The 20,806-nt window shown below is 58.0% G+C and carries 16 protein-coding genes; 13 read left to right on the top strand and 3 right to left on the bottom strand.

Features of this window, described 5'->3' with window-relative positions:
- Nucleotides 1-128 precede the first annotated feature (128 nt).
- The 3 genes from ACR0MQ_RS00355 to ACR0MQ_RS00365 are packed head-to-tail and all read left to right on the top strand — an operon-like array spanning nucleotide 129 to nucleotide 3,970.
- Complete coding sequence (locus ACR0MQ_RS00355; RefSeq protein ID WP_480603696.1) at nucleotides 129-896, top strand: hypothetical protein; 768 nt, start codon at nucleotides 129-131, stop codon at nucleotides 894-896.
- A gap of 51 nt (nucleotides 897-947) precedes the next feature.
- Entirely contained in the window at nucleotides 948-2,396 is a 1,449-nt protein-coding gene (locus ACR0MQ_RS00360; protein WP_170779079.1) for a TrkH family potassium uptake protein, read from the top strand.
- On the top strand, nucleotides 2,396-3,970 hold the full coding sequence (locus ACR0MQ_RS00365) for a thiamine pyrophosphate-binding protein (protein ID WP_480603699.1): 1,575 nt from the start codon (nucleotides 2,396-2,398) through the stop codon (nucleotides 3,968-3,970). The genes ACR0MQ_RS00360 and ACR0MQ_RS00365 overlap by 1 nt, the downstream gene beginning before the upstream one ends.
- Nucleotides 3,971-4,026: 56 nt before the next feature.
- On the opposite strand, the gene ACR0MQ_RS00370 is transcribed toward ACR0MQ_RS00365, so the two are convergent.
- The gene (locus ACR0MQ_RS00370; protein ID WP_480603702.1) at nucleotides 4,027-5,766 is read right to left on the bottom strand and encodes a serine protease; all 1,740 of its coding nucleotides are present in this window, start codon (nucleotides 5,764-5,766) and stop codon (nucleotides 4,027-4,029) included.
- Between the two features lie 207 nt (nucleotides 5,767-5,973).
- Between ACR0MQ_RS00370 and ACR0MQ_RS00375 the strand changes: the two genes are divergently transcribed.
- Nucleotides 5,974-6,903, top strand: coding sequence for a glycine--tRNA ligase subunit alpha (locus ACR0MQ_RS00375; protein ID WP_170770375.1), 930 nt, complete (start codon nucleotides 5,974-5,976; stop codon nucleotides 6,901-6,903).
- 8 nt (nucleotides 6,904-6,911) lie between these two features.
- Here the strand turns inward: ACR0MQ_RS00375 and ACR0MQ_RS00380 are convergent, their stop codons facing one another.
- A complete protein-coding gene (locus ACR0MQ_RS00380) occupies nucleotides 6,912-7,544 on the bottom strand; it encodes a MarC family protein (RefSeq protein ID WP_480603705.1) in 633 nt (210 codons plus the stop codon).
- A gap of 78 nt (nucleotides 7,545-7,622) precedes the next feature.
- On the opposite strand from ACR0MQ_RS00380, the gene ACR0MQ_RS00385 reads away from it, so the two are divergent.
- The 9 genes from ACR0MQ_RS00385 to glmM all read left to right on the top strand — a co-directional run bounded on the left by ACR0MQ_RS00385 (nucleotide 7,623) and on the right by glmM (nucleotide 19,853).
- Nucleotides 7,623-8,144 (top strand): DUF6446 family protein, encoded by a 522-nt coding sequence (locus ACR0MQ_RS00385; RefSeq protein WP_480603708.1) that lies wholly within the window; start codon nucleotides 7,623-7,625, stop codon nucleotides 8,142-8,144.
- A complete protein-coding gene (gene gltS, locus ACR0MQ_RS00390; RefSeq protein WP_480603711.1) occupies nucleotides 8,120-9,358 on the top strand; it encodes a sodium/glutamate symporter in 1,239 nt (412 codons plus the stop codon). Before ACR0MQ_RS00385 ends, gltS begins: the two co-directional genes overlap by 25 nt.
- A 9-nt stretch (nucleotides 9,359-9,367) precedes the next feature.
- Nucleotides 9,368-11,587, top strand: coding sequence for a glycine--tRNA ligase subunit beta (glyS, locus tag ACR0MQ_RS00395; RefSeq protein ID WP_170770381.1), 2,220 nt, complete (start codon nucleotides 9,368-9,370; stop codon nucleotides 11,585-11,587).
- A gap of 12 nt (nucleotides 11,588-11,599) precedes the next feature.
- Nucleotides 11,600-14,185: a putative PEP-binding protein gene (locus ACR0MQ_RS00400; protein ID WP_480603714.1), complete on the top strand. Its 2,586-nt coding sequence runs from the start codon at nucleotides 11,600-11,602 to the stop codon at nucleotides 14,183-14,185.
- 186 nt (nucleotides 14,186-14,371) lie between these two features.
- Nucleotides 14,372-15,010 (top strand): cell wall hydrolase, encoded by a 639-nt coding sequence (locus ACR0MQ_RS00405; RefSeq protein WP_029621754.1) that lies wholly within the window; start codon nucleotides 14,372-14,374, stop codon nucleotides 15,008-15,010.
- 73 nt (nucleotides 15,011-15,083) lie between these two features.
- The gene (locus ACR0MQ_RS00410) at nucleotides 15,084-16,457 is read left to right on the top strand and encodes a multicopper oxidase family protein (protein WP_480603717.1); all 1,374 of its coding nucleotides are present in this window, start codon (nucleotides 15,084-15,086) and stop codon (nucleotides 16,455-16,457) included.
- Between the two features lie 104 nt (nucleotides 16,458-16,561).
- Nucleotides 16,562-17,482, top strand: a complete 921-nt coding sequence (locus ACR0MQ_RS00415) for a dihydroneopterin aldolase (RefSeq protein ID WP_010439296.1) — start codon at nucleotides 16,562-16,564, stop codon at nucleotides 17,480-17,482.
- Entirely contained in the window at nucleotides 17,479-18,477 is a 999-nt protein-coding gene (gene folP / locus ACR0MQ_RS00420; RefSeq protein WP_480603720.1) for a dihydropteroate synthase, read from the top strand. Before ACR0MQ_RS00415 ends, folP begins: the two co-directional genes overlap by 4 nt.
- A 32-nt stretch (nucleotides 18,478-18,509) precedes the next feature.
- Entirely contained in the window at nucleotides 18,510-19,853 is a 1,344-nt protein-coding gene (gene glmM / locus ACR0MQ_RS00425) for a phosphoglucosamine mutase (protein WP_480454638.1), read from the top strand.
- Here glmM and ACR0MQ_RS00430 read toward each other — a convergent pair.
- Nucleotides 19,850-20,752, bottom strand: a complete 903-nt coding sequence (locus tag ACR0MQ_RS00430) for a DMT family transporter (RefSeq protein ID WP_170770387.1) — start codon at nucleotides 20,750-20,752, stop codon at nucleotides 19,850-19,852. The genes glmM and ACR0MQ_RS00430 overlap by 4 nt on opposite strands.
- Between the last annotated feature and the right edge of the window lie 54 nt (nucleotides 20,753-20,806).

Consider the following 20,806-nt stretch of genomic DNA (forward strand, 5'->3'; position numbering starts at 1 on the left):
AGCCCGAAAGGAAGCCGGGACGTGCAACGCCTTGGACCGCCAACCTGCAAATCCGCCCGGACGATTGGGGCGGGTGGGGTCTTTTACTCATTTTCCTGCTGCCTCGGTTTTATCAGGAGAGACATGCAATGAATCCGATTACTCAACCGCTTGAGTTTCAGGCAGCGGCCATCCGGATGGCCGGTTACGCAATGGCCAGTCAGATTGAGATCATGCAGATCATGACGCGCGCGGCTTTTGATCTGCCGATGACACCTCTGCACGGACTGAAGACAGCCGAGGCACCCGCACCGGTTGCCCGCAAAGCGGCGACACCAGCAACACGAAAGCCAGCCAGGCCGGCTGCCAAAACCAAGGTTGCAGCAAAGTATAAAGCCGAGCCGAAAACCAAAACGGCACCTAAGCCAAAGGCGGCGGCTACGTCTGCGGTGGTACCAGTGCCGAAAGCGGCGGCTCCTAAGGTTGCGGCCGCTGCACCTATGGCGACCCCTGCGGCCAAACCGGCTGTGAAAACAGCACGGGCCAAGGCCAAGATGCCTGCGAAACCCGCCTCGAAATCGGCAAAGCCAGTATCAACGGCGGCCAACGCGGTCGCGGAGTTCAAATCCTCCGCCCAGGCCAAGGCACAACCGGTAGCCGCAGCGCCGAAAGCGTCGGCAAAAACGGCAAAAGCTGGGCCCAAGGCACCTGCGGCAGCTAAGCCTGCCCCCGTAAAGCCCTCGCCTGCAAAAGCTGCGCCTCAGGTCACAGTGGCCCCGAAACCTGCCGCGGTAAAGCCTGCGCCGCAGAAACCCGCAGCTGCGTCGGCTGAGCAGGCCAAACCAGCGCAGCGTCGTGCACGCGCCCCGTCGAAGCCACCCGCGATGCCGGGCTCTGAGGCAAAATCCGACAGTTAACGCCGATCATCTGCTTGACACCGTCGGGTTGGCGCGCCAACGCTGCCCGTCATGATGGATCTTCGCCCGGTCGGATATGTGATTGGCCTGCTGGTCGCCATTCTAGGGGCGACCATGCTGCTGCCCATGCTTGTCGACATGATCGAGGGGCGGGGCGAGTGGCATGTTTTCTTTGAAAGCGCGGTCATCACGCTGTTGACTGGCAGTGTTCTTGCGATGAGTTGTTCGAACGGGGTGGGGGAAGGTCTGACCATCCGTCAGACCTTTTTGTTGACCTCGGGTGTCTGGGTCGCACTGCCGGTTTTTGGCGCCATACCCTTTGTGTTCGGCGAGACCGAGCTCCGCTTTGTTGATGCTTATTTCGAGGCGATGTCGGGGCTGACCACCACCGGGTCGACTGTGATCTCGGGGCTGGATGATCTGCCACGTGGTCTGTTGTTGTGGCGGGGGGTCCTGCAATGGCTGGGTGGCATTGGCATCATCGTTGTCGCAATGGTTTTCCTACCCGAACTGCGCGTAGGCGGAATGCAGATCTTCCGCTCGGAAGGATTTGAAACTATGGGGAAGATCCTTCCTCGTGCGCAAGAAATTGCAGGTCAGATTTCCCTGATCTATGTCGTTCTCACAGTGGTCTGCATCCTCGTATATGCCGGTCTTGGGATGAGCTTCTTTGACGCTCTGGTCCATGCGCTGACCACGATTTCCACCGGCGGGTTCTCCAACTATGATGCATCATTCGGGACTTTTTCGGGACCTGCTGAATACGCCGCCGCCGTTTTCATGATCCTCGCGGCCTTGCCATTCGTACGCTATGTCCAATTTGCCAACGGCAATACGAGTTCGCTTTGGCAAGACAGTCAGATCAGGGCATTTCTGGCAACGATTGCGGTTCTTGTGGTTCTCATGTCGATATTCCTGACATCGGTCTTTCCACACCATTGGGAACAAGCGTTCCGCGAGTCGCTGTTCAATATCACTTCGATCATCTCGGGTACCGGCTATGCCAGCGTTGATTATATGGGCTGGGGCAGCTTCCCGATCATGCTGTTCTTCCTGATCGGCCTAATTGGCGGTTGTGCGGGCTCTACCGCATGTTCGATCAAAGTGTTCCGCTATCAGTTGCTGTTTGCCTCGATCAAAACGCAGATCAGCCGCATCCGGTCTCCGCATGGTGTGTTCGTGCCGCGATATGACGGGCGACCCATCGGGCGCGATGTTCTGACCTCGGTCATGAGCTATTTTATGTTCTTCGCACTTTCGATGGGGGTGCTGTCCTGGGCTCTGGCACTGACTGGATTGGACTTTATCACCTCGGTTTCGGGTGCAGCAACTGCACTGGCCAATGTGGGTCCTGGGTTGGGTGATCAGATCGGCCCTGCAGGAAACTTTGCCGGGCTCAACGACAGCGCGAAATGGATGCTGATTGTAGGTATGTTGGTTGGGCGGCTAGAGCTGCTTGCCGTTTACGCAATATTTACTGTTCAATTCTGGAGAGACTAATGAAGCGACCGCTTGGTGCGCAGATATCGCACATGTTGAAAGATCGCGGCGTTGATGTGATTTTTGGAATTCCCGGCGTTCATAATCAGGAAATGTACCGTGGTATCGAAGAAGCTGGCATAACGCATGTACTGGCGCGCCATGAACAAGGCGCTGGGTTCATGGCTGATGGATACGCGCGCGCCTCTGGCAAGCCTGGTGTGGCTTATGTGATCACCGGTCCTGGCCTGTGCAACATCATGACGCCGATGGGCCAGGCCTATTCGGATTCAGTTCCAATGCTGGTGTTGTCCTCTTGCCTTGACGATGTTCAGTCACGGCGTGGACAGTTGCACCAGATGAAAGATCAACGCGGCGCAGCGGACACCGTGGCAGACTGGTCCTGCCAGGCAGACGATGCGCAGTCCGCATATCGGTTGGTTGAACGAGCGTTCGAAGACTTTGAGTTGTCGCGACCACGGCCCAAGCATATCCAGATCCCGATTGCTCGGCTGGAAGCTGAAGCTGAGCCGGCAGCATTCCCGAACCAACCAGCCTTGCGTACGAAGGCGTTGCCGCCCGATGTCGCTCCTGTTTTGTCTTTGCTCAATATTGCGCAGCGGCCATTGTTCATTCTAGGCGGTGGTAGCCGCTCCAACCTGTGGCGGCAGATCCTGACGGAGCTAGGTGCTGCCTGTTTCACCACATTTGCCGGACGAGGGCTTGTTGGGGCCAACTATCCGCTGGATTTCGGATCGATGTTGCCTCGTCCGGGCAGCGCTGAGGTGATCGCCTCGGCCGATCTTGTTGTTGTTGTCGGGGCAGAGCTGGGAGAGGTTGATTTGTGGCGTGATCGATTGGGCCATTCCGCCCAGCTGGTACGCGTTGATATCGACCCCGAAGTGTTGTCCGACCACCATAGGGCGACAGTCAAGATTCAGGCTGATGGCGAAAGCTTCGCATATGCGTTATGGCAATCCGTCGAAAAGGTTCAACCGGCAGGCGGATGGTCCCAGGATGAAGTAAGTGAGGCACGCACGCGCTGGCGAGCGGAAATCAACGCCGAACTACCGGGCATCGTTCAGGTGTCCGACGCGCTGCGCGAGGCGATGCAGGTCGAGACGATGATCTATTCGGATATGACGCAGTTCGCTTATGTCTCGAAAGAGATCTGGGACATGCATTATCCTTATCACTGGCATCACCCAACTGGGTTCGGCACACTGGGATATGCTCTGCCCGCAGGCATCGGTGGCGCCATGGCGCGACGTGGAAAACCCACAGCGGTGATCGCGGGCGACTATGGTTTCCACTACACGATGCAAGAGCTTGGCGTCGCAGTGGAGTTGGGCCTGCCTCTGCCCATTATTCTGTGGGACAATGGCAAGCTGAAAGCGATCGAAGACAGCATGGTGCGCAGTCAGATCGCGCCCAACGCCGTGATCGCGCGCAATCCGGATTTCTGCAAACTGGCCGAGGCCTTTGGGGCCCGATCGGCAGAACCGGGCAATCTGGACGAGATGCAGGCGGCAGTTCGCCAGGCGTTTACTGCTGACGGTCCAACTCTGATCAGAATTACGCCGGAAATTCTGTGAGGCGTGAAAAAAGGCGCTGCACCTCGGTCCAGCGCCTTTTCAGTGATGTCAGGTATTCAGTCCCAGCAATGAACCAATACAGTCATTCCACTGGCCCGGCGGCTTAGCTCGTTTGGTGAGATCTGGGTCGAGTTTTGTGCGGTTTGGCCGGAAACACCCGCCTTGTTCAGTACTTCAGTCAGGCGATCGACGTTTGCCGCAAGGCTAACCGAGCCGGGCAGGGTGCGTCCCTCAGAAGGGGTCGGTAGCAGCATGCCGACCACGTTGCCGCTGTCGTCAAAGACCGGCCCGCCCGCATCCCCGGGCTGCGCGGCCAGCGCCAAACGTTTGACGCCATCTTCGCCGTTCAAGCCGCGAATATCGGCGATCTCACCAAAGGTCAGGGTGGGGGCACCCAAAGCGCCTTCGTAAGAAAAGCCCGAAACCGCAACCTGAGACTGAATGCGGGGTTGGTCTGATTGGAATTCGGCGACGCTGATTGGGGCCAATGTCTGGCTGGGGCGCAGAACGGAAACGCCAAGACCAGCGTCTTGCCATGCGACCTGAACTTCCTGACCACCGTCCAGCGTGATGCGGCTACAGCTGTCGGAAGCCTCCGAAACAGTCAGGACTGTCCCGTTGCTATCGGCGTAGAAACCGGATCGCGACAGTCGCGGTTTGCGGACTTGAAGACCTGAGACCAGATCAATGCGTTGTTCGGCCTCCGCCCCGGCACTGGCATCGAGCACCACATCCGTGGGGGTGAAGCTAGCGCGCATTGCGGCCAGAACGCGGGCGCGTCGCGCTTCATCGCCTTCAGGCCAAACCAGAGTGAATCCCTTGATCTTCCCGTCCTTCAAGGCCGCCTGAGTGTACGAGGTTATTCCCTGGCTGCGCCCCACTATCGTAAAACTGTTACCGCGTAAGGCGCGTTCGCCATCAAGCGGAACAATCTCAAGCGATTGCATCACTTGATACAGCGCCCGAAGGGTGGCGGGTGAACCTTCCTGGCTGATCAACAGCGCTTGGGCGTCCAAATCCGAGGCGGGTTTGAAATGCGCAAAGGGGGCTTCATAGCGGTCAAATGCTAACACGCCCAGAGGCATGTCCAACTCGATCCCGGCTTGAACGTCGGAATATCGCGCCATGCCGACGCTGATCAGCGGTGCGTTGTAGTCGTCCATCAGCGTCTTGCGCTGCAATGTTGTCAGAACGCCAGTTGCCTCAAACCCGTTGAAGCTTTGCCAATCGCTCATCGAGCGACGGGTACCCTGACCAAACGCACCGTCGATGGTCGAGTTGTAGAACCCGGCCGCCTGCAGCGCAGTCTGCAGGTCCTTGCGTTCCTGAGCCGTCAGCAGGCGTTCACCCTGCAGGGCTTCCGAACGCGTTTCGTCTGCGTCCTGCAAGCTCAAACCAATCGCTGGCTGTTCTGGTTGCTGTTCCGGCTGTACAGGTGCGTTGATCACACCCCGTTCAAGAATGTTGGCTCCAACAGGCCAGAACTGCTGAGCCAGCGCATTGGAAAAAGCGATGAAACTGTCTGACGGTATCTGGCGTTCAGCCCGGTAGACCCGCAATACCTGTTCGGCGTCATCGCGAATATATGGCCCGATTACAATGGCATACCAGCCCGAGTTCAGGCGAAACCCGTTCACATCTGGCAGGGCGTTTGCGTAAGCCTGAGCACGCTCCTGCGCTTCGCGAAGCGAGGGCTGTGCCTCAATCTGGATCCAAACGCCGGCGTCTTGTTGGGCGAAAGCGGCGCGAAGACCGAAGAAGAGAAAGAATGTAATTACCGTAAATACGCGTGTCATTGTCTGCCCGTTTTATGCAGTGTTTTCACTTTGCCGCAGAGTACGCGGAATCGCGACCCAATGGCCATGCCCGGAATACGGGGAATTCTGGGTGTGGCTGCTCAGCGACAGCCAGTGCCGTTTGGCCCGTTGACGCCCCTTGGTGGCTTGCATAGGAAGGGCCAAACCCACTGAAACAGGGCGCAAATGGCGTCCAAGGGAAATGTCATGACCGAACCCAAAAGCGCTCCTCGTTCATTTCAGGAGATTATCCTGCGGCTTCAGACCTATTGGGCGTCGAAAGGCTGTGCGATCCTGCAGCCCTATGACATGGAGGTTGGCGCGGGTACGTTCCATCCGGCAACCACCCTGCGCGCGCTGGGATCCAAGGCTTGGGCCGCGGCCTACGTTCAACCCTCACGCCGCCCGACGGACGGGCGCTATGGCGAAAACCCAAACCGGTTGCAGCATTACTATCAGTATCAGGTGCTGATCAAACCCAGCCCGCCGGATCTGCAAGAGCTGTATCTGGGCAGCCTTGAGGCGATCGGCATCGACATGGACCTGCATGATATCAGGTTCGTCGAGGATGACTGGGAAAGCCCTACGCTAGGTGCGTGGGGACTGGGTTGGGAAGTTTGGTGTGATGGCATGGAAGTCAGCCAGTTCACCTATTTCCAGCAGGTCGGGGGCCACGACTGCACGCCGGTTTCGGGCGAGTTGACCTATGGGCTGGAGCGTCTGGCGATGTATGTACTGGGCATCGATCACGTGATGGATATGCCGTTCAACGATCCGCAATCACCCAGCCCGCTATCTTATGGCGACATCTTCAAGCAGACCGAAGAGGAATACGCCCGCTGGAACTTTGATGTGGCCAATACCGAGGTCCTGCTGCGCCACTTCGAAGAGGCCGAGGCCGAATGCGCGTCCATTCTGGCGCAGGAACATGATGACCCGAAGACGGGCAAGCGCATCATCATGGCGCATCCTGCATACGATCAGTGCATCAAGGCCAGCCACATCTTCAATCTGCTTGACGCGCGAGGCGTGATCTCGGTGACCGAACGGCAGGCCTATATCGGTCGCGTTCGCGCTTTGGCCAAGCAATGCGCCGATGCGTTCGTGCAGACCGAGGCCGCCGGGTTCGAGGTTTGATGCAGCGTCTAGGCCAGACCAGGCAACAACGCCTTCAGGCCGTCTGCGATCATGCTGATTGCGATGGCCGCAAGGATCATGCCCATGAAGCGGCTCATGATCACACGGGCGTTGTCCGACAGCCGCTTGGCCAGCGCCGAGGCGTTCCAGAATGTACCCAGCAGCAAAGCGACGACAAACAGAAATACACCTGCATAGACAATGGCTTCGATCGGTGTCTTGATGTGGTGCGCGTAGAGGATCAAGGTCGTGATCGTGCCGGGGCCGACCAGTATCGGAAAGGCCAAGGGATAGAAGGCAACCGTCTCGGGGGCTGGGTAGGATTTCTTTTCTCCGTCGGTCCCATGGTGCGAGCTGCTTTCGTTTCCGTTCAGCATGTTCAGCCCGATCATCAGGACGACAAGGCCACCGGCGACACGCAGGTCATCGACGCTGATGCCGAACAGCCCAAGCGCCTGACTGCCAATCGCAGCGAAGGCTCCACCAAGTATCAAGCAGTAGAGCGCGGTTTTCATAGCCACTTTGCGTTGATCCGAAACGGGCAGGTCTTGCGTAACACTCAGGAACACAGGCAGGTTGGTAATCGGATTCATGATCGCGAACAACGCGCCGAAGAATCCGACGGCAAGGGTGGTTTCCATGCGTGTAGCCTCGTTTCTGCTCGTACTGGTTTGAAACCTGTCCTATTTTCTGTGAACTTGAAAGAGGCGGCGTAAACGATGACTGGAAAACTGCTTGCGCTGATCCTTGTGATTTCTGCCGTTCTGGCAGGGGCCGGGATGTATTATCTTCAGGTCTATGGGTTCTATTATGAAGTCGAGCCGCGCCCGGGCCAGGATGTGGTATTGCTGGCACGAGGGGCGGAGGCTCCCGAACCCATCGCATATACTGGTTTCAAGGCCATTGACGCCGACAGCTCTCCGATCCGGTATAGGGCCTGTTTCGAAACTGAGATGATGCCGGATCAGATGGTGGATTTCATCCCTATCGAGAACCCCGAGCCATTGACTGCGCCGGGATGGTTTGACTGCTACGACGCGGTTGCGCTTGCCGATGCGTTGAAAACAGGGCAGGCGCAGGCCTTCATGGGCGCCAAGAACATCCATTATGGAGTCGATCGGATCGTCGCCATTACACAGGATGGTAAAGGCTACATCTGGCACGCACTAAACAATTGCGGTGAAAAGGCCTATGACGGCACGGTCGTGGGCGAGGAATGCCCACCCAGACCCGAGGGTTGACGCAGATGGGTACGGTTGTTGAAATTCCGGAGTTCCTGACCGCAACGCTGGGCTTTGCGGTTTACCTGTTGGGGGCCGAGATTAACGCCCGCGTTGCGCCCTTGCGCAGCTTCAACATCCCCGAGCCGGTGACCGGGGGCCTTTTGGCCTCGCTGGTGGTGTTGGCTCTGTATCTTGGATTTGGCATTGAGCTGTCATTTGGCTTGACCGCGCGCGATTTCCTACTGGTTCTGTTCTTTGCGGGGATTGGCCTGAACGCCCGCCTGTCCGATCTGATAGCAGGCGGTAAGCCATTGCTATTACTTCTTATTTTGACGCTTCTAACCATCGTTGCGCAAAATGTGATCGGCGCTGCGGGGGCCGTGATGTTCGGATATCCGGCGCAAGCCGGGGTACTGTTCGGGTCTGCTGCGCTGATCGGGGGGCACGGGACCGCGATCGCCTGGGCTCCCGAAGTTGCGGACGCCACTGGTTTGAGTGGCGCAACCGAGTTGGGGGTTGCAGTGGCCACATTGGGCCTGGTGCTGGCCGCCTTGGTCGGTGGGCCGATTGCGCGACTGCTGATCGAAGGGCGCAAGCTCAGCCCCGAACGACCGGGGGAAGAGCATACGGTGGGCCTGCCCAATGAGGTCGACCCGAAGTCCGAGATTGATCATCTGACAATCATGCGCGTGCTTCTGCACCTAAACCTTGCGATCATCTCGGGTTACATCCTGAGTGAGGCGATCACCGCCGCCGGGCTAAAGTTGCCCTTGTTCGTGCCCTGCCTGATCATGGGCATTGTCATTGCAAACCTGCGCTCCGCGCTTGCTCCGAATGCACCGCCGGTGTCGCGTACGCCCTCGCTGGCGCTGATCTCGGAATTTGCGCTGGGGGCGTTTCTGGCGATGTCACTGATGAGCCTGCAACTGTGGACCATCGCTGAGCTGGGCCTTGCGATCGCGGTGATCATGACCGCTCAGACGCTGTTTGCAGTCGTGTTCGTGATGTGGGCACTGTTCCCGCTGATGGGATCAAATTACCGCGCCGCCGTTCTGGCCGCCGGGTTCGGAGGGTTCGCATTGGGTGCGACCCCGACCGCTATCGCGAATATGACCGCCGTAACCAAGCGATATGGCCCGTCGCCTATTGCCTTTATCGTGCTGCCCCTTGTATCCGCATTCTTTGTGGATATCGCCAATGCCATCGTCATCCAGACGATTGTCAATTTCTAAGGACCGACTATGCCCGACCTGCTGATCGAACTGTTCTCCGAAGAGATCCCTGCGCGGATGCAAGCCCGCGCTGGTGAGGACCTGAAAAAGCGGATCACGGACGGTCTGGTTGAGGCTGGTTTGACTTATGCCTCTGCCGCTGCACTGACCACGCCGCGTCGCCTGACGCTGGCTATCGAGGGCCTGCTGGCGGAAAGCCCCACGATCCGCGAAGAGCGCAAAGGCCCCAAGGTCGGCGCGCCTGACAAAGCTATCGAAGGTTTTCTACGTGGCGCGGGCCTGACCCGAGATCAATTGGAAGAGCGCGACACGCCCAAAGGCGCAGTATATTTCGCCACCATCGAAAAGGCGGGTCGCCCGGCGGCTGAAATCATCGCCGAGGTTTTGGAGGCTACCATCCGCAACTTCCCCTGGCCCAAATCGATGCGCTGGGGGGCTGGATCAATGCGGTGGGTGCGGCCTTTGCACTCGATCCTGTGTGTCCTGACAGATGAGGCAGGCGCGCAGGTCGTGCCGCTTGAGGTCGAGGGGATCACATCCGGCGACACAGCCGAGGGTCATCGCTTTATGGCGCCGAACCGGTTTTCTGTTACATCCTTCGAGGATTACGCCGCCAAGCTGAAGCGCGCCTTTGTGATTCTGTCGCCCGAGGAACGTGTCGAGCATATCTGGAACGACGCCCAGAACATGGCCTTTGCCGCCGGTCTGGAAGTGGTCGATGACAAGGGTCTGCTGGCCGAGGTGGCCGGTCTGGTCGAATGGCCCGTTGTACTGATGGGGCAGATTGATGAGGAGTTTCTTGAGCTGCCACCCGAGGTGCTGCAGACCTCGATGAAGGAACACCAGAAGTTCTTTTCCGTAAAGAACCCCAAGACGGGGCGGATCGAACGGTTTATCACCGTTGCCAACCGCGAAACCGCCGACAATGGTGCGACCATTCTGGCAGGGAACCAGAAGGTGCTGTCGGCGCGTCTGGCGGATGCCAAGTTCTTCTGGGAGAACGACTTGCGCATCGCCAAATCGGACATCACCCAATGGACCCACGCGCTGGAGAATGTGACCTTCCAAAACAAGCTGGGTACACAGGCCGAGCGGATCGACCGCATCGCCGCACTGGCCCGCGAACTGACTCCGGTAACCGGAGCGGATGCCGATCAGGCTGAGAAAGCCGCGCGTTTGGCCAAGGCTGATTTGAACTCCGAAATGGTCTATGAATTCCCTGAACTTCAGGGGCTTATGGGGCGGTATTACATCGAAGCGGCAGGCGAAGATGCCGCAGTGGCCGCCGTGGCGCAGGAACATTATTCGCCGCTGGGGCCATCGGACGATGTGCCAACCGCGCCGCTGTCGGTGACCGTGGCACTGGCCGACAAGTTGGACACGCTGACCGGATTTTGGGCGATTGATGAGAAGCCGACTGGCTCGAAAGATCCGTTTGCGTTGCGTCGTTCGGCATTAGGGGTAATTCGACTAATTGTGAATAACGATCTGCGTCTTCGGTTGGACCGTTTCTTCGATAGCCAACTGGTTCGAGCAGAAAGCGCTATCAATGACGCCTTGCCCGAAACGAATGTCCGCGATCTCTTGGAAGAAATCGCAGAACATGGTGTCTTTGGTGCGTCATTCCAGACTGTCAAAGAAAAGCTTGAAGGACTGCCCGCAACAGCATTTCTTGAGCTTGAGAAAAAGGTTCCTGACGCGTCTGACGATCTCCTTTCTTTCTTCCACGACCGCCTCAAAGTCTTCCTCCGAGACGAAGGCATCCGCCATGATGTCATCGACGCCTGTATCGCGATGGAGGGGAATGACGACCTCAACCTGTTGGTCAAACGTGCGCGTGCTCTGAACGCGGTGATTGCGACCGAGGATGGAGAGAACCTCGTGCAGGGGTTCAAGCGGGCCAACAATATCTTGTCTCAGGCGGAAGAGAAGGATGGGGTGGAATACTCCTACGGCGCGGATGTGAAATTTGCCGAAACCGACAGCGAGAAGGCTCTGTTTGCAGCACTCGACGCGGCGGAGGCTAAGATCGATCCTGCGCTGAAGGCGGAAGATTTCCCGGCAGCGATGGCGGCAATGGCCGAACTGCGCGGGCCGGTGGATGCGTTCTTTGAGGATGTGCAGGTCAACACCGACAATGACATCCTGCGTCGCAACCGTCTGAACCTGCTGAGCCAGATCCGCAAGGTCTGCTCCAGCGTCGCTGATCTGACCCGGATCGAAGGATAACGCCCTTGCGCCATGGGCGCAGGGCCTTATGCTGCGGGCAAACCAAAAGGTGCCGCAGTGCAGAATAATCCGCATACCACGCTTATCACTCCGAAAGCGCCCGTTGCCGCCAATACCCATGGCGGCCGGGCGAAGTGCCTGCAAAGACTGGTCCGGCTGGACATGCCGGTGCCACGCACGGTGGCGCTGTCCTTTGACGCGGTGCAGCGCATCGCGGAAGGTCAAGTTCCTGACATCGCCGCCATTCTGGAACAATTCGATGCCGAGGCGCTGCTGTGTGTACGGCCTAGTTCAGAAGACCCCGATTGGGGTGGCCCGGGCGCAGTGTTGAACATCGGTATGAATGATGCACGTTATCTCGACCGATCAGCGGATATGGGCGCAGATGCGGCGGCGGCGCTCTATCTTCGGTTCGTGCAGAGCTACGCGCTGCATGTGGCCCGTCTGGACCCGGATGTATTCGATGATATCGAGACGGATGGTCGCGAAGGACTGAGCTTGTCTCTGCGCGCGTATGAAGATGAGACCGACGAGGTCTTCCCCCAGGATCGGGGTGAGCAGTTGATCGGTGTCTTGCGGTCGATGGCGCGGGCGTGGGATGGAACCTCGGCCCGGTTGCTGCGACAGGCCAAAGGGGCACCCGCAGATGCCGGGCTTGGACTGGTGATTCAGGAAATGATCCCGGGCGTGGGGCAAGGCGAATGTGGCTCGGGTGTACTGCAACTGATTGATCCGGCAACGGGCATGCCTCAGATCACTGGGCGGTATCTGAGCCAGAGCCAGGGGCGAGATGCGCTCGGTGAAGGCGTTGCTGCGCTGTATCTTGAGAAGGATGAGCGCGGACCATCACTGGAAGACGTGGCTCCCGAAGCTTTCGCGGATCTCAAAGCCAATGCTGCCTTGATGCGAGAGAAGCTGCGCGAAGAGATGCAGGTCGAGTTTGTCGTTCAGAACGGGCAGGTACATATTCTGGATGGTGTCCGGGTGCCACGCGGATCGCGAGCAGGCATGCGGATTGCGGTGCGTTTGGCGGAGGACGGGATCATCCCGCCGCAAGAGGCTGTGATGCGCATCGACCCGCATTCGCTGAATGAACTGCTGCACCGTCAGGTTCACCCAGACGCAGAACGTGATGTTCTGGCAACGGCCATCGCCGCAAGCCCGGGCGCTGCGACAGGTCGGATTGTATTCACCGCCGCCGAAGCGCAGGCCAGCGCTGCGCGGGGTGAACCTTGTATTCTAGTGCGCCGTGAAACTTCGCCCGAGGATGTGCGGGGAATGCATGCCTCGGTTGCGGTGTTGACCGAAAAGGGCGGGATTACCAGCCATGCGGCAGTGATCGGCCGAGGTTTGGGGCTGCCTTGTATTGTCGGCGCGTCCGAAATGCGGTTTCAAACCAAGAAAAAGCTGCTGAACGCTCCGGATGGGCGGGTGTTCAAAACAGGTGACATTCTGACCATCGACGGCACATCCGGGCAGGTTCTGGCAGGCCAGCCCGAAATGCTTGAGGCAGCCTTGGATGATTGCTTTCAAACCTTGATGGGGTGGGCCGACGCCGAGCGGGACATTGCGATCCGCGCGAATGCCGATACGCCTGCCGATGCACAGACTGCGCGGAATTTTCAAGCAGAAGGGATCGGGCTTTGCCGGACGGAGCACATGTTCTTTGATCCGGGTCGTCTGACCGTGATGCGTGAGATGATTTTTGCGCAAACGCCATCGGGGCGCGCTGCGGTGTTGGAACGCCTACTGCCGATGCAGCGGCAGGATTTTGTACAGCTGTTTCGGATCATGGAGGGGCAGCCGGTTTGCATCCGCCTGTTCGATCCGCCGTTGCATGAATTCCTGCCCACAACCCGTAGCGGACAGAGAGAGCTGGCTGAGGCGCTGGACTTGCCTGTTTCGGATGTCGAGCGTCGGGTCGAGGCGATGAGCGAATACAACCCCATGCTGGGGCTGCGTGGCGTACGTCTGGGCGTGACTGTACCCGAAATCTACGACATGCAGGCGCGCGCGATCTTCGAAGCAACGTTGGAGGCCAGCAAAGAAGGCGCACCCGTGGTGCCCGAGGTGATGATCCCACTGGTTTCGGCCAAGCGCGAGGTCGAGCTGGTTAAAACCCGGATCGATACGGTCGCAGCCGAGGTTGCCTCGGAGCAAGGGCAGGAATTCGATTATCGGCTGGGCGTGATGGTGGAAACGCCCCGGGCCTGTCTGCGCGCGAATGAGATTGCCCCGCATTCCGCCTTTCTCAGCTTTGGAACCAACGATTTGACTCAGATGACCTACGGATTGTCGCGCGACGATGCGGGGCGGTTCATGTCGGCTTACGTGAATTTGGGGGTCTTCAATGAAGATCCGTTCCACGTTCTTGATGGGGACGGGGTTGGCGAATTGCTGAAGCTTGGGGCCGAACGTGGTCGGGAAGCTCAGCCAGACGTTACGCTTTCAGTATGTGGCGAACATGGTGGTAACCCCGAATCAATCGCCATCTGCCGAGCTTTGGGGTTTGACTACGTGTCCTGCTCTCCCTTCCGAGTTCCGGTCGCTAGGCTGTCTGCCGCTCAACTGACGATTTCGTCCAAACTTGGGGGTTGACTAACTGTCCACTACCTAGAAATAGTGTCGAAGTAATTGCCTCGCTGTCGATGAAAATCGTTGGCGTAGGCGATTTTTTACTTGCATTTGTTTGAAAACTGGACGTCTGCCTCGAAGTGGGGTATGTGCCTCGTCGCGCCCGCCGGGGGAGGGTATGGCGCGTTTGTGCCTGTGCGAGGTTATCTGATGAGACGCTACATAATGGCTGTCGCCGTGGGGGCCGCAGCCGTGCTGCCAAGTTTGTTGTTCGCCGAACGGCAGAACGATGAAAAACCTGTTGAACTGGTTGCCCGGAACGAGCTACCAGCGCAGAACTTTCGCGACTATCTTACGCTGTTCAAGCCGCGTAAGGCACCAGAAAAGGTTGAAATCTCTTACACCAAAGGTTGGTTGGATCAGCAGCCCAACGCAAACGGAGATGAACATTTCCGTTGTCTTGCAGAGGCGCTGTATTTCGAAGCCCGTGGTGAAAGCGTACGCGGGCAATTTGCCGTAGCCGAAGTGATCATGAATCGCGTCGAAAGCGGACGCTTTCCGAATTCGCTTTGTGGTGTGATCAAGCAGGGAACCGGTAAGAAGTATCAGTGCCAGTTTACTTACACCTGCGATGGCCACAAAGAGGTCATCCACGAAAAGCGTGCTTACGAGCGTGTCGCCAAGGTTGCCCGTGCGGCGATTGATGGCGTTGCTGAAGAGATGACAGCGGGTGCTACACACTATCACACCAAGGCAGTTCGCCCGTCCTGGTCACGGGTTTACAAGGAAACTGCGCGGATTGGTGTGCATATTTTCTACAAGCACAACTATCGCACTGCCAGCAACTGATTGACGCACCAGCGCTGGAAGGGTGCTGGCCCCAGGCGTTTTACCGACTATGTTGCGAGCCAGGAGGCTCGTAATGACCATATCACGCCGACAGTTTCTACAATCGACCTTGGCCTTGTCGATGATGCCACGCGTGGCGATGGCATCAGCCTCCGAGTTGGTGGCGCAGACTTCCATGCAGCAGATCGCGCCCCAAGGGTATCCGAAAACTCCGATCTGGAGTTATAGCGGTGGTGTTCCGGGTAACGAAATCCGTGTTCCACAGGGCGCCCGGGTGCGTCGCAAACTTGTTAACAAGCTGCCCCAACCAACGACTGTTCACTGGCATGGCATCCGGATTGACAATGCGATGGATGGAGTGCCGGGTCTGACGCAGGAGGTTGTGCAGCCGAAGGCTAGTTTTGACTATGATTTCGTGGTGCCGGATGCGGGGACCTATTGGTACCATGCGCATAATCAATCTATGGAGCAGGTCGCGCGAGGGCTTTATGGCCCCTTGATCGTCGAAGAGGCCAGCGGACCCGATGTTGATCAAGACCTGACCCTGATGCTGGACGATTGGCGCCTTGACCCCGAAAGCGCAGAGATTTCAGGCGATTTCGACAATGGTCATGATCTGAGCCATGCGGGTCGGCTGGGCAACCTTGTAACGGTGAATGGAAAGTTTGACCCTTCTTATCCGGTACAGACGTCTGAACGATTACGCTTACGGCTGATCAATGCGGCGAATGCCCGGGTATTCGACGTCACGCTCGACGGGCTCGCCGGCTGGATCGTGGCGCTTGACGGTATGCCGCTTGAGGTTCCATTGCGGGTTGAAAACAGTTTCCCATTGGCACCCGCGCAGCGGGCTGACCTGATCGTTGATGTTTTGGCGAACTCGGGCCAGGCGGCGAGCATTGTCAGCGTGGAGCGGGACGGCGCATACGGATTGCTCAAGTTTGATGTGTCAGGAGTTTCATCACGTGTTGCGCGGACTGAAATTGATCCGCTACCGGTAAATCAGATGCCCGAAATTACACTGCAGAACACTCCGCTGCATCGTATGACGATGCAAGGTGGGGCAATGCGCTGGTTGGAAAGCGCCAACTTGGGCGATGCGGAGCTTTCAGGTCGTGAGTTGGCACAGCTTGGGCGATTCTGGGCATTGAACGGATATGCAGAGCGGCCGGATGATCCGTTTCTGGATGTGCGATTGGGATCGGTTCATCGGATTGAATTTGCAAATGAAACGGCATTTCCACATGCCATGCATCTGCATGGCCACCATTTTCGCATAATCTTGCAGGATGGTACGCTGGGGCCGTGGCGTGACACTGTTCTGGTCGAGCGTGGGCAGGTGCGGCAGGTGGCGCTTGTCGCCGACAATCCAGGTAACTGGCTGTTGCATTGTCACATGCTAGGCCATGCGGCATCGGGAATGATGAGCTGGTTTCGGGTCATGTAACGCCGCAATCGATAGCTGGAAAGGCGCATGTTACGGTGCTATACGCCCGCGAAACGCCTAAAGTGGGCTGTGATCAGTCCACCGAGCCCGAAAAGGTCCGACGTATGAGCTCTGAAATCCGCCTTGCCTTCGCGCATCCCTCTGAGCGGTCCGAGGCAACCGCACCTCGCGGTCCTTTGGATCGTATTTCTTTGCGGGATCACATTGTCGAAGTTGAGATCGGTGCCTTTCAGGCTGAACGCGGCACAACCCAACGTATCTGTTTCAACATCGTCGTTGAAGTGCGTCCGTTGAGCGATCCTATTGATGATGATGTGGATCGCATTCTGTCTTATGACAGAGTAACCGAAGCGATCGCGTTCGAATTGGCGGCTGAGCGGTTGAATCTTCTAGAAACACTGGCTGACCGCGTGGCTGAGCGAATTTTGCATGAGCCTCAGGCCGTAAGAGCCTTTGTTCGAATTGAAAAATTGGATCGCGGCCCCGGTGCGCTGGGGGTCGAGATCGTCCGCGGAAAGGATGCGGTGCATCACGACGTGACCGAAGAAGAGCGGCCTCATCCGCGGCTTGTTTTCCTGTCAAATGCCGCGATTGAATCCGAAAACCTGACTGGCTGGATCGATCAGCTCGAGAACCGTCAGCGCCCGCTGATCTTGTGTGTTGGTGCCTCTGATCTGGCGGTGCCGCAGACCGGCCATGCCATGACGCAACGCAGGATTGATCTGCTGGCGATCGAGCAGAACGCCTGGGTGTTGGCCGCAAGGGATTTCCGTTGCGTAGTCGTCTCGACACGGACCGAGTTGGATTGGGCGATGAAAAACGGTCAGATATGCGTTTGGGCACCGTCGAAAGTAGTGTTGGATGCGGTAGATGGCCCGTCTGCGGCACCGTCGGATGCAGTGGCGCTGGCTGCGTGGTTCGCGGCAACATTTGAAGCCAGCGAAATGCTGGTGATCGGCGGAGACCTGCCCGAGGCCCCTAAAACGCCGTTGCGTGCAGTTCCGGTCGAACAGGCGCAACTGTGACTGTCTATTATCGACCATTGGTTCAGCACGGCTCCTTGCGTCCTCAGGGTTCAGTACCTCTGGCCGGTCAGAATCTGTGGTTTACGCAGGCCGAAAAGATCGAGCGGAACAACGTCAGGAAGATCGTGAATGTCGTTGATATTCCTCCGGAATATCTGGATTCGTTGACGCACGCGCGTACAACAGTCGCCGGGCTTGATATGGCGCAGCCTCAGATCATGGGCATTCTGAACGCAACGCCCGATAGCTTCTCGGATGGAGGGGTGCATAACTCGGTTGACACAGCGCGCACCGCTGCAGTCGAGATGGTGGCGCATGGTGCAAGCATTCTGGACATCGGCGGCGAGTCCACACGCCCCGGAGCTGATTTCGTGCCGGAGGACGAAGAAATTGCGCGTACGCGCCCCCTGATCGAGGCGATCCGCTCCGAAACCGATGCGTTGATCTCGATCGATACTCGTAAAGCCAGCGTTGCCAGAGCCGCGTATCAGGCAGGCGCAGGGCTGATCAATGACGTGTCGGGGTTCACTTTCGACCCGCAACTTGCGCCATTTTGCGCACAGATCGAGGCTCCGGTCTGCGTAATGCATATGCAGGGTGATCCGGCCACGATGCAGGATGACCCACAATATGACGACGTTTTATTGGACGTTTACGATTTCCTAGATGGGCAAATCACTGAATTGGAACGGCAGGGCCTGAACCGCGATCTGATTATCGTCGATCCCGGCATCGGGTTTGGCAAAAGCACAGACCACAACCTAACCCTTTTGCGTAATCTCAGCCTGTTCCACGGTTTGGGCTGCCCAATCCTGTTAGGCGTTTCGCGCAAAGGGTTCATTGGCGAGACCGGCAAAGAGTCGCGCAAGGATGCCCGCGCGCCGGGATCAATCGCGGTTGCTCTGGCGGGATTATCACAGGGTGTGCAGATTGTGCGGGTACATGACGTGGCCGAGACGGCTCAGGCCTTGCGTCTATGGGCCGCCGTCCGGTAATCCGGACATAAGGAATTTCAGGAGAACGACTTATGCGCAAGCTGTTTGGAACCGACGGAGTGCGGGGCACCGCCAACACGCACCCGATGACGGCGGAAATGGCATTGCGCATTGGTGCAGCTGTGGGTCGGTATTTTCGCCGGGACGCGTCAGGCGTGCATCGGGTGGTCATTGGTAAGGACACAAGGCTGTCTGGCTATATGCTGGAAAACGCGTTGACGGCGGGCCTGACCTCTACGGGCATGAATGTGCTGTTGCTGGGGCCGGTGCCGACGCCCGCAGTGGGTCTGATGACCCGGTCGATGCGTGCGGATCTGGGTGTGATGATTTCGGCCAGCCACAATCCGGCGATCGACAATGGTATCAAGTTTTTTGGGCCAGATGGCTTCAAATTGTCTGATCAGGCAGAGATTGAGATCGAACGGCTGATCGAAGAAGGCGTAAGCCCCGCGCAGGCACAGAATATCGGCCGTGCGCGTCGGGTCGATGATGCGCGCTTTCGTTACGGAGAGCGGGTGAAATCCTCGTTGCCGCGCGATCTGCGGCTGGACGGGCTGAAGGTCGTGATCGACTGCGCAAATGGGGCGGCGCATCGGACAGCGCCCGAGGTTCTGTGGGAGCTGGGTGCGGATGTGATCCCGGTTGGGACTGCACCTGACGGCAAGAATATCAACCTCGATTGCGGCTCGACACAGCCCCGCGTTGCGGCCGAGACCGTAGTATCGCATGGCGCCGATGTCGGCATCTGTCTAGATGGTGATGCCGACCGGGTGGTTGTGATCGACGAAACCGGCACCGTAGCAGATGGGGATCAACTGATGGCCCTTTTGGCTTCCTCGTGGTCTCGCGCTGATCAGCTCAAAGGCGGTGCGCTGGTGGCAACGGTGATGTCAAACCTCGGGCTGGAACGGTTTCTGGCGGGCCAAGGGCTGCGGTTGGAACGCACTGCCGTTGGTGACCGGTATGTAGTCGAACGGATGCGCGAAGGTGGCTTCAATCTGGGCGGTGAACAATCGGGCCATATTGTTATGAGCGATTATGCCACAACCGGCGACGGGCTTATGGCAGGGCTCCATTTTCTGGCCGAGATGGTACAAACCGGAAAGAAGGCCTCGGAACTGTCGCGCCAGTTTGAGACGGTGCCGCAACTGCTGAAAAATGTGCGTTTTAGTGCCGGTCAGGCGCCGCTTGAGGCCGCCAGCGTCCAAAGTGCTATTTCCGACGCCGAAGCACGCCTGAATGGTCAGGGACGCCTGTTGATCCGCAAATCGGGAACCGAACCTTTGATCCGGGTTATGGCTGAATGCGAAGATTCCACCCTGCTGAACCAGGTTGTTGATGGGATTGTGGCCGAGGTCGAGGCCGCCACTGGCTAACGCCCGATCAGCATTTTGCGCAGGCTGAACCATTGGCTGATTGCCAAACCAGTCAGAATCATGAGTAGAGCGATGTAGAAGCGCAGAGGCAAAGCCTCGGACAGGATCCACGCTCCGAAGACCATTGACCAGATGGGCACCTGATAATTCACCAAGGTCATAAAAACCGATCCGGCGCTACGGATGATCGACACGCGAAGCAGTGTGGCGAAGGCTGTTGGTATCAGCCCCAGAATTATGATGGCAAGTCCTGAGCGCGTGCCTTGCCATGTGGGTGTTCCTTCAGTCATCAGCATGATCGGTAACAAGATCACTGCGCCAACGACCAGTGTCAGTGCAGACAACGTTATCGGGTCAATTGGCGGACAGCGGCGGGTGATAACGGATGAACTGGCATAGCAGAATGCGGCGCCGATACAGGCAAGCTGTGCCAGTGGCTCGGCCCCTTGGCCCAGCTGTGCTAGGCCGGGGGCGATCAGAACAAGCGCACCGGAAAATCCCAGCAATACCCCAACCAAGCGGCGCTGGTTCATAGGCTCATCCGAAAAGAAATGTGCCAATGGCAGCACCATGAGTGGAACTGCGGCCATCGACAGGCCCGCAAAGGCCGATGGCACATATTGCTGGCCCCAACTCAGCAACACAAAGGGCAGGGCAGTAGAAAGCACTCCGATAACAGTGACGAACCACCAAAGTTGAGCACTCATCGCGGGCATTTTGCGCCGTGTGATCCGCATCAACAGCAGCAGTGTGACCGCGCCCAGAGTTGTGCGCGCGGTGGCCACAGTAATAGGGCCATAGCCTTCAAGAGCTATGGCCACGACCATGAAAGTGGCCCCCCAGATGAGGCCGAGTGCTGCGATGCCGCTCCAGTCGCGGTGGTCGGGTTGTTGAACCATTCCATCCCCTTATCCTGCGATCAGGTCGGTGTCACGATGCGATCTTGACTTTAT

This window comes from Ruegeria sp. AN6, assembly GCF_056540425.1.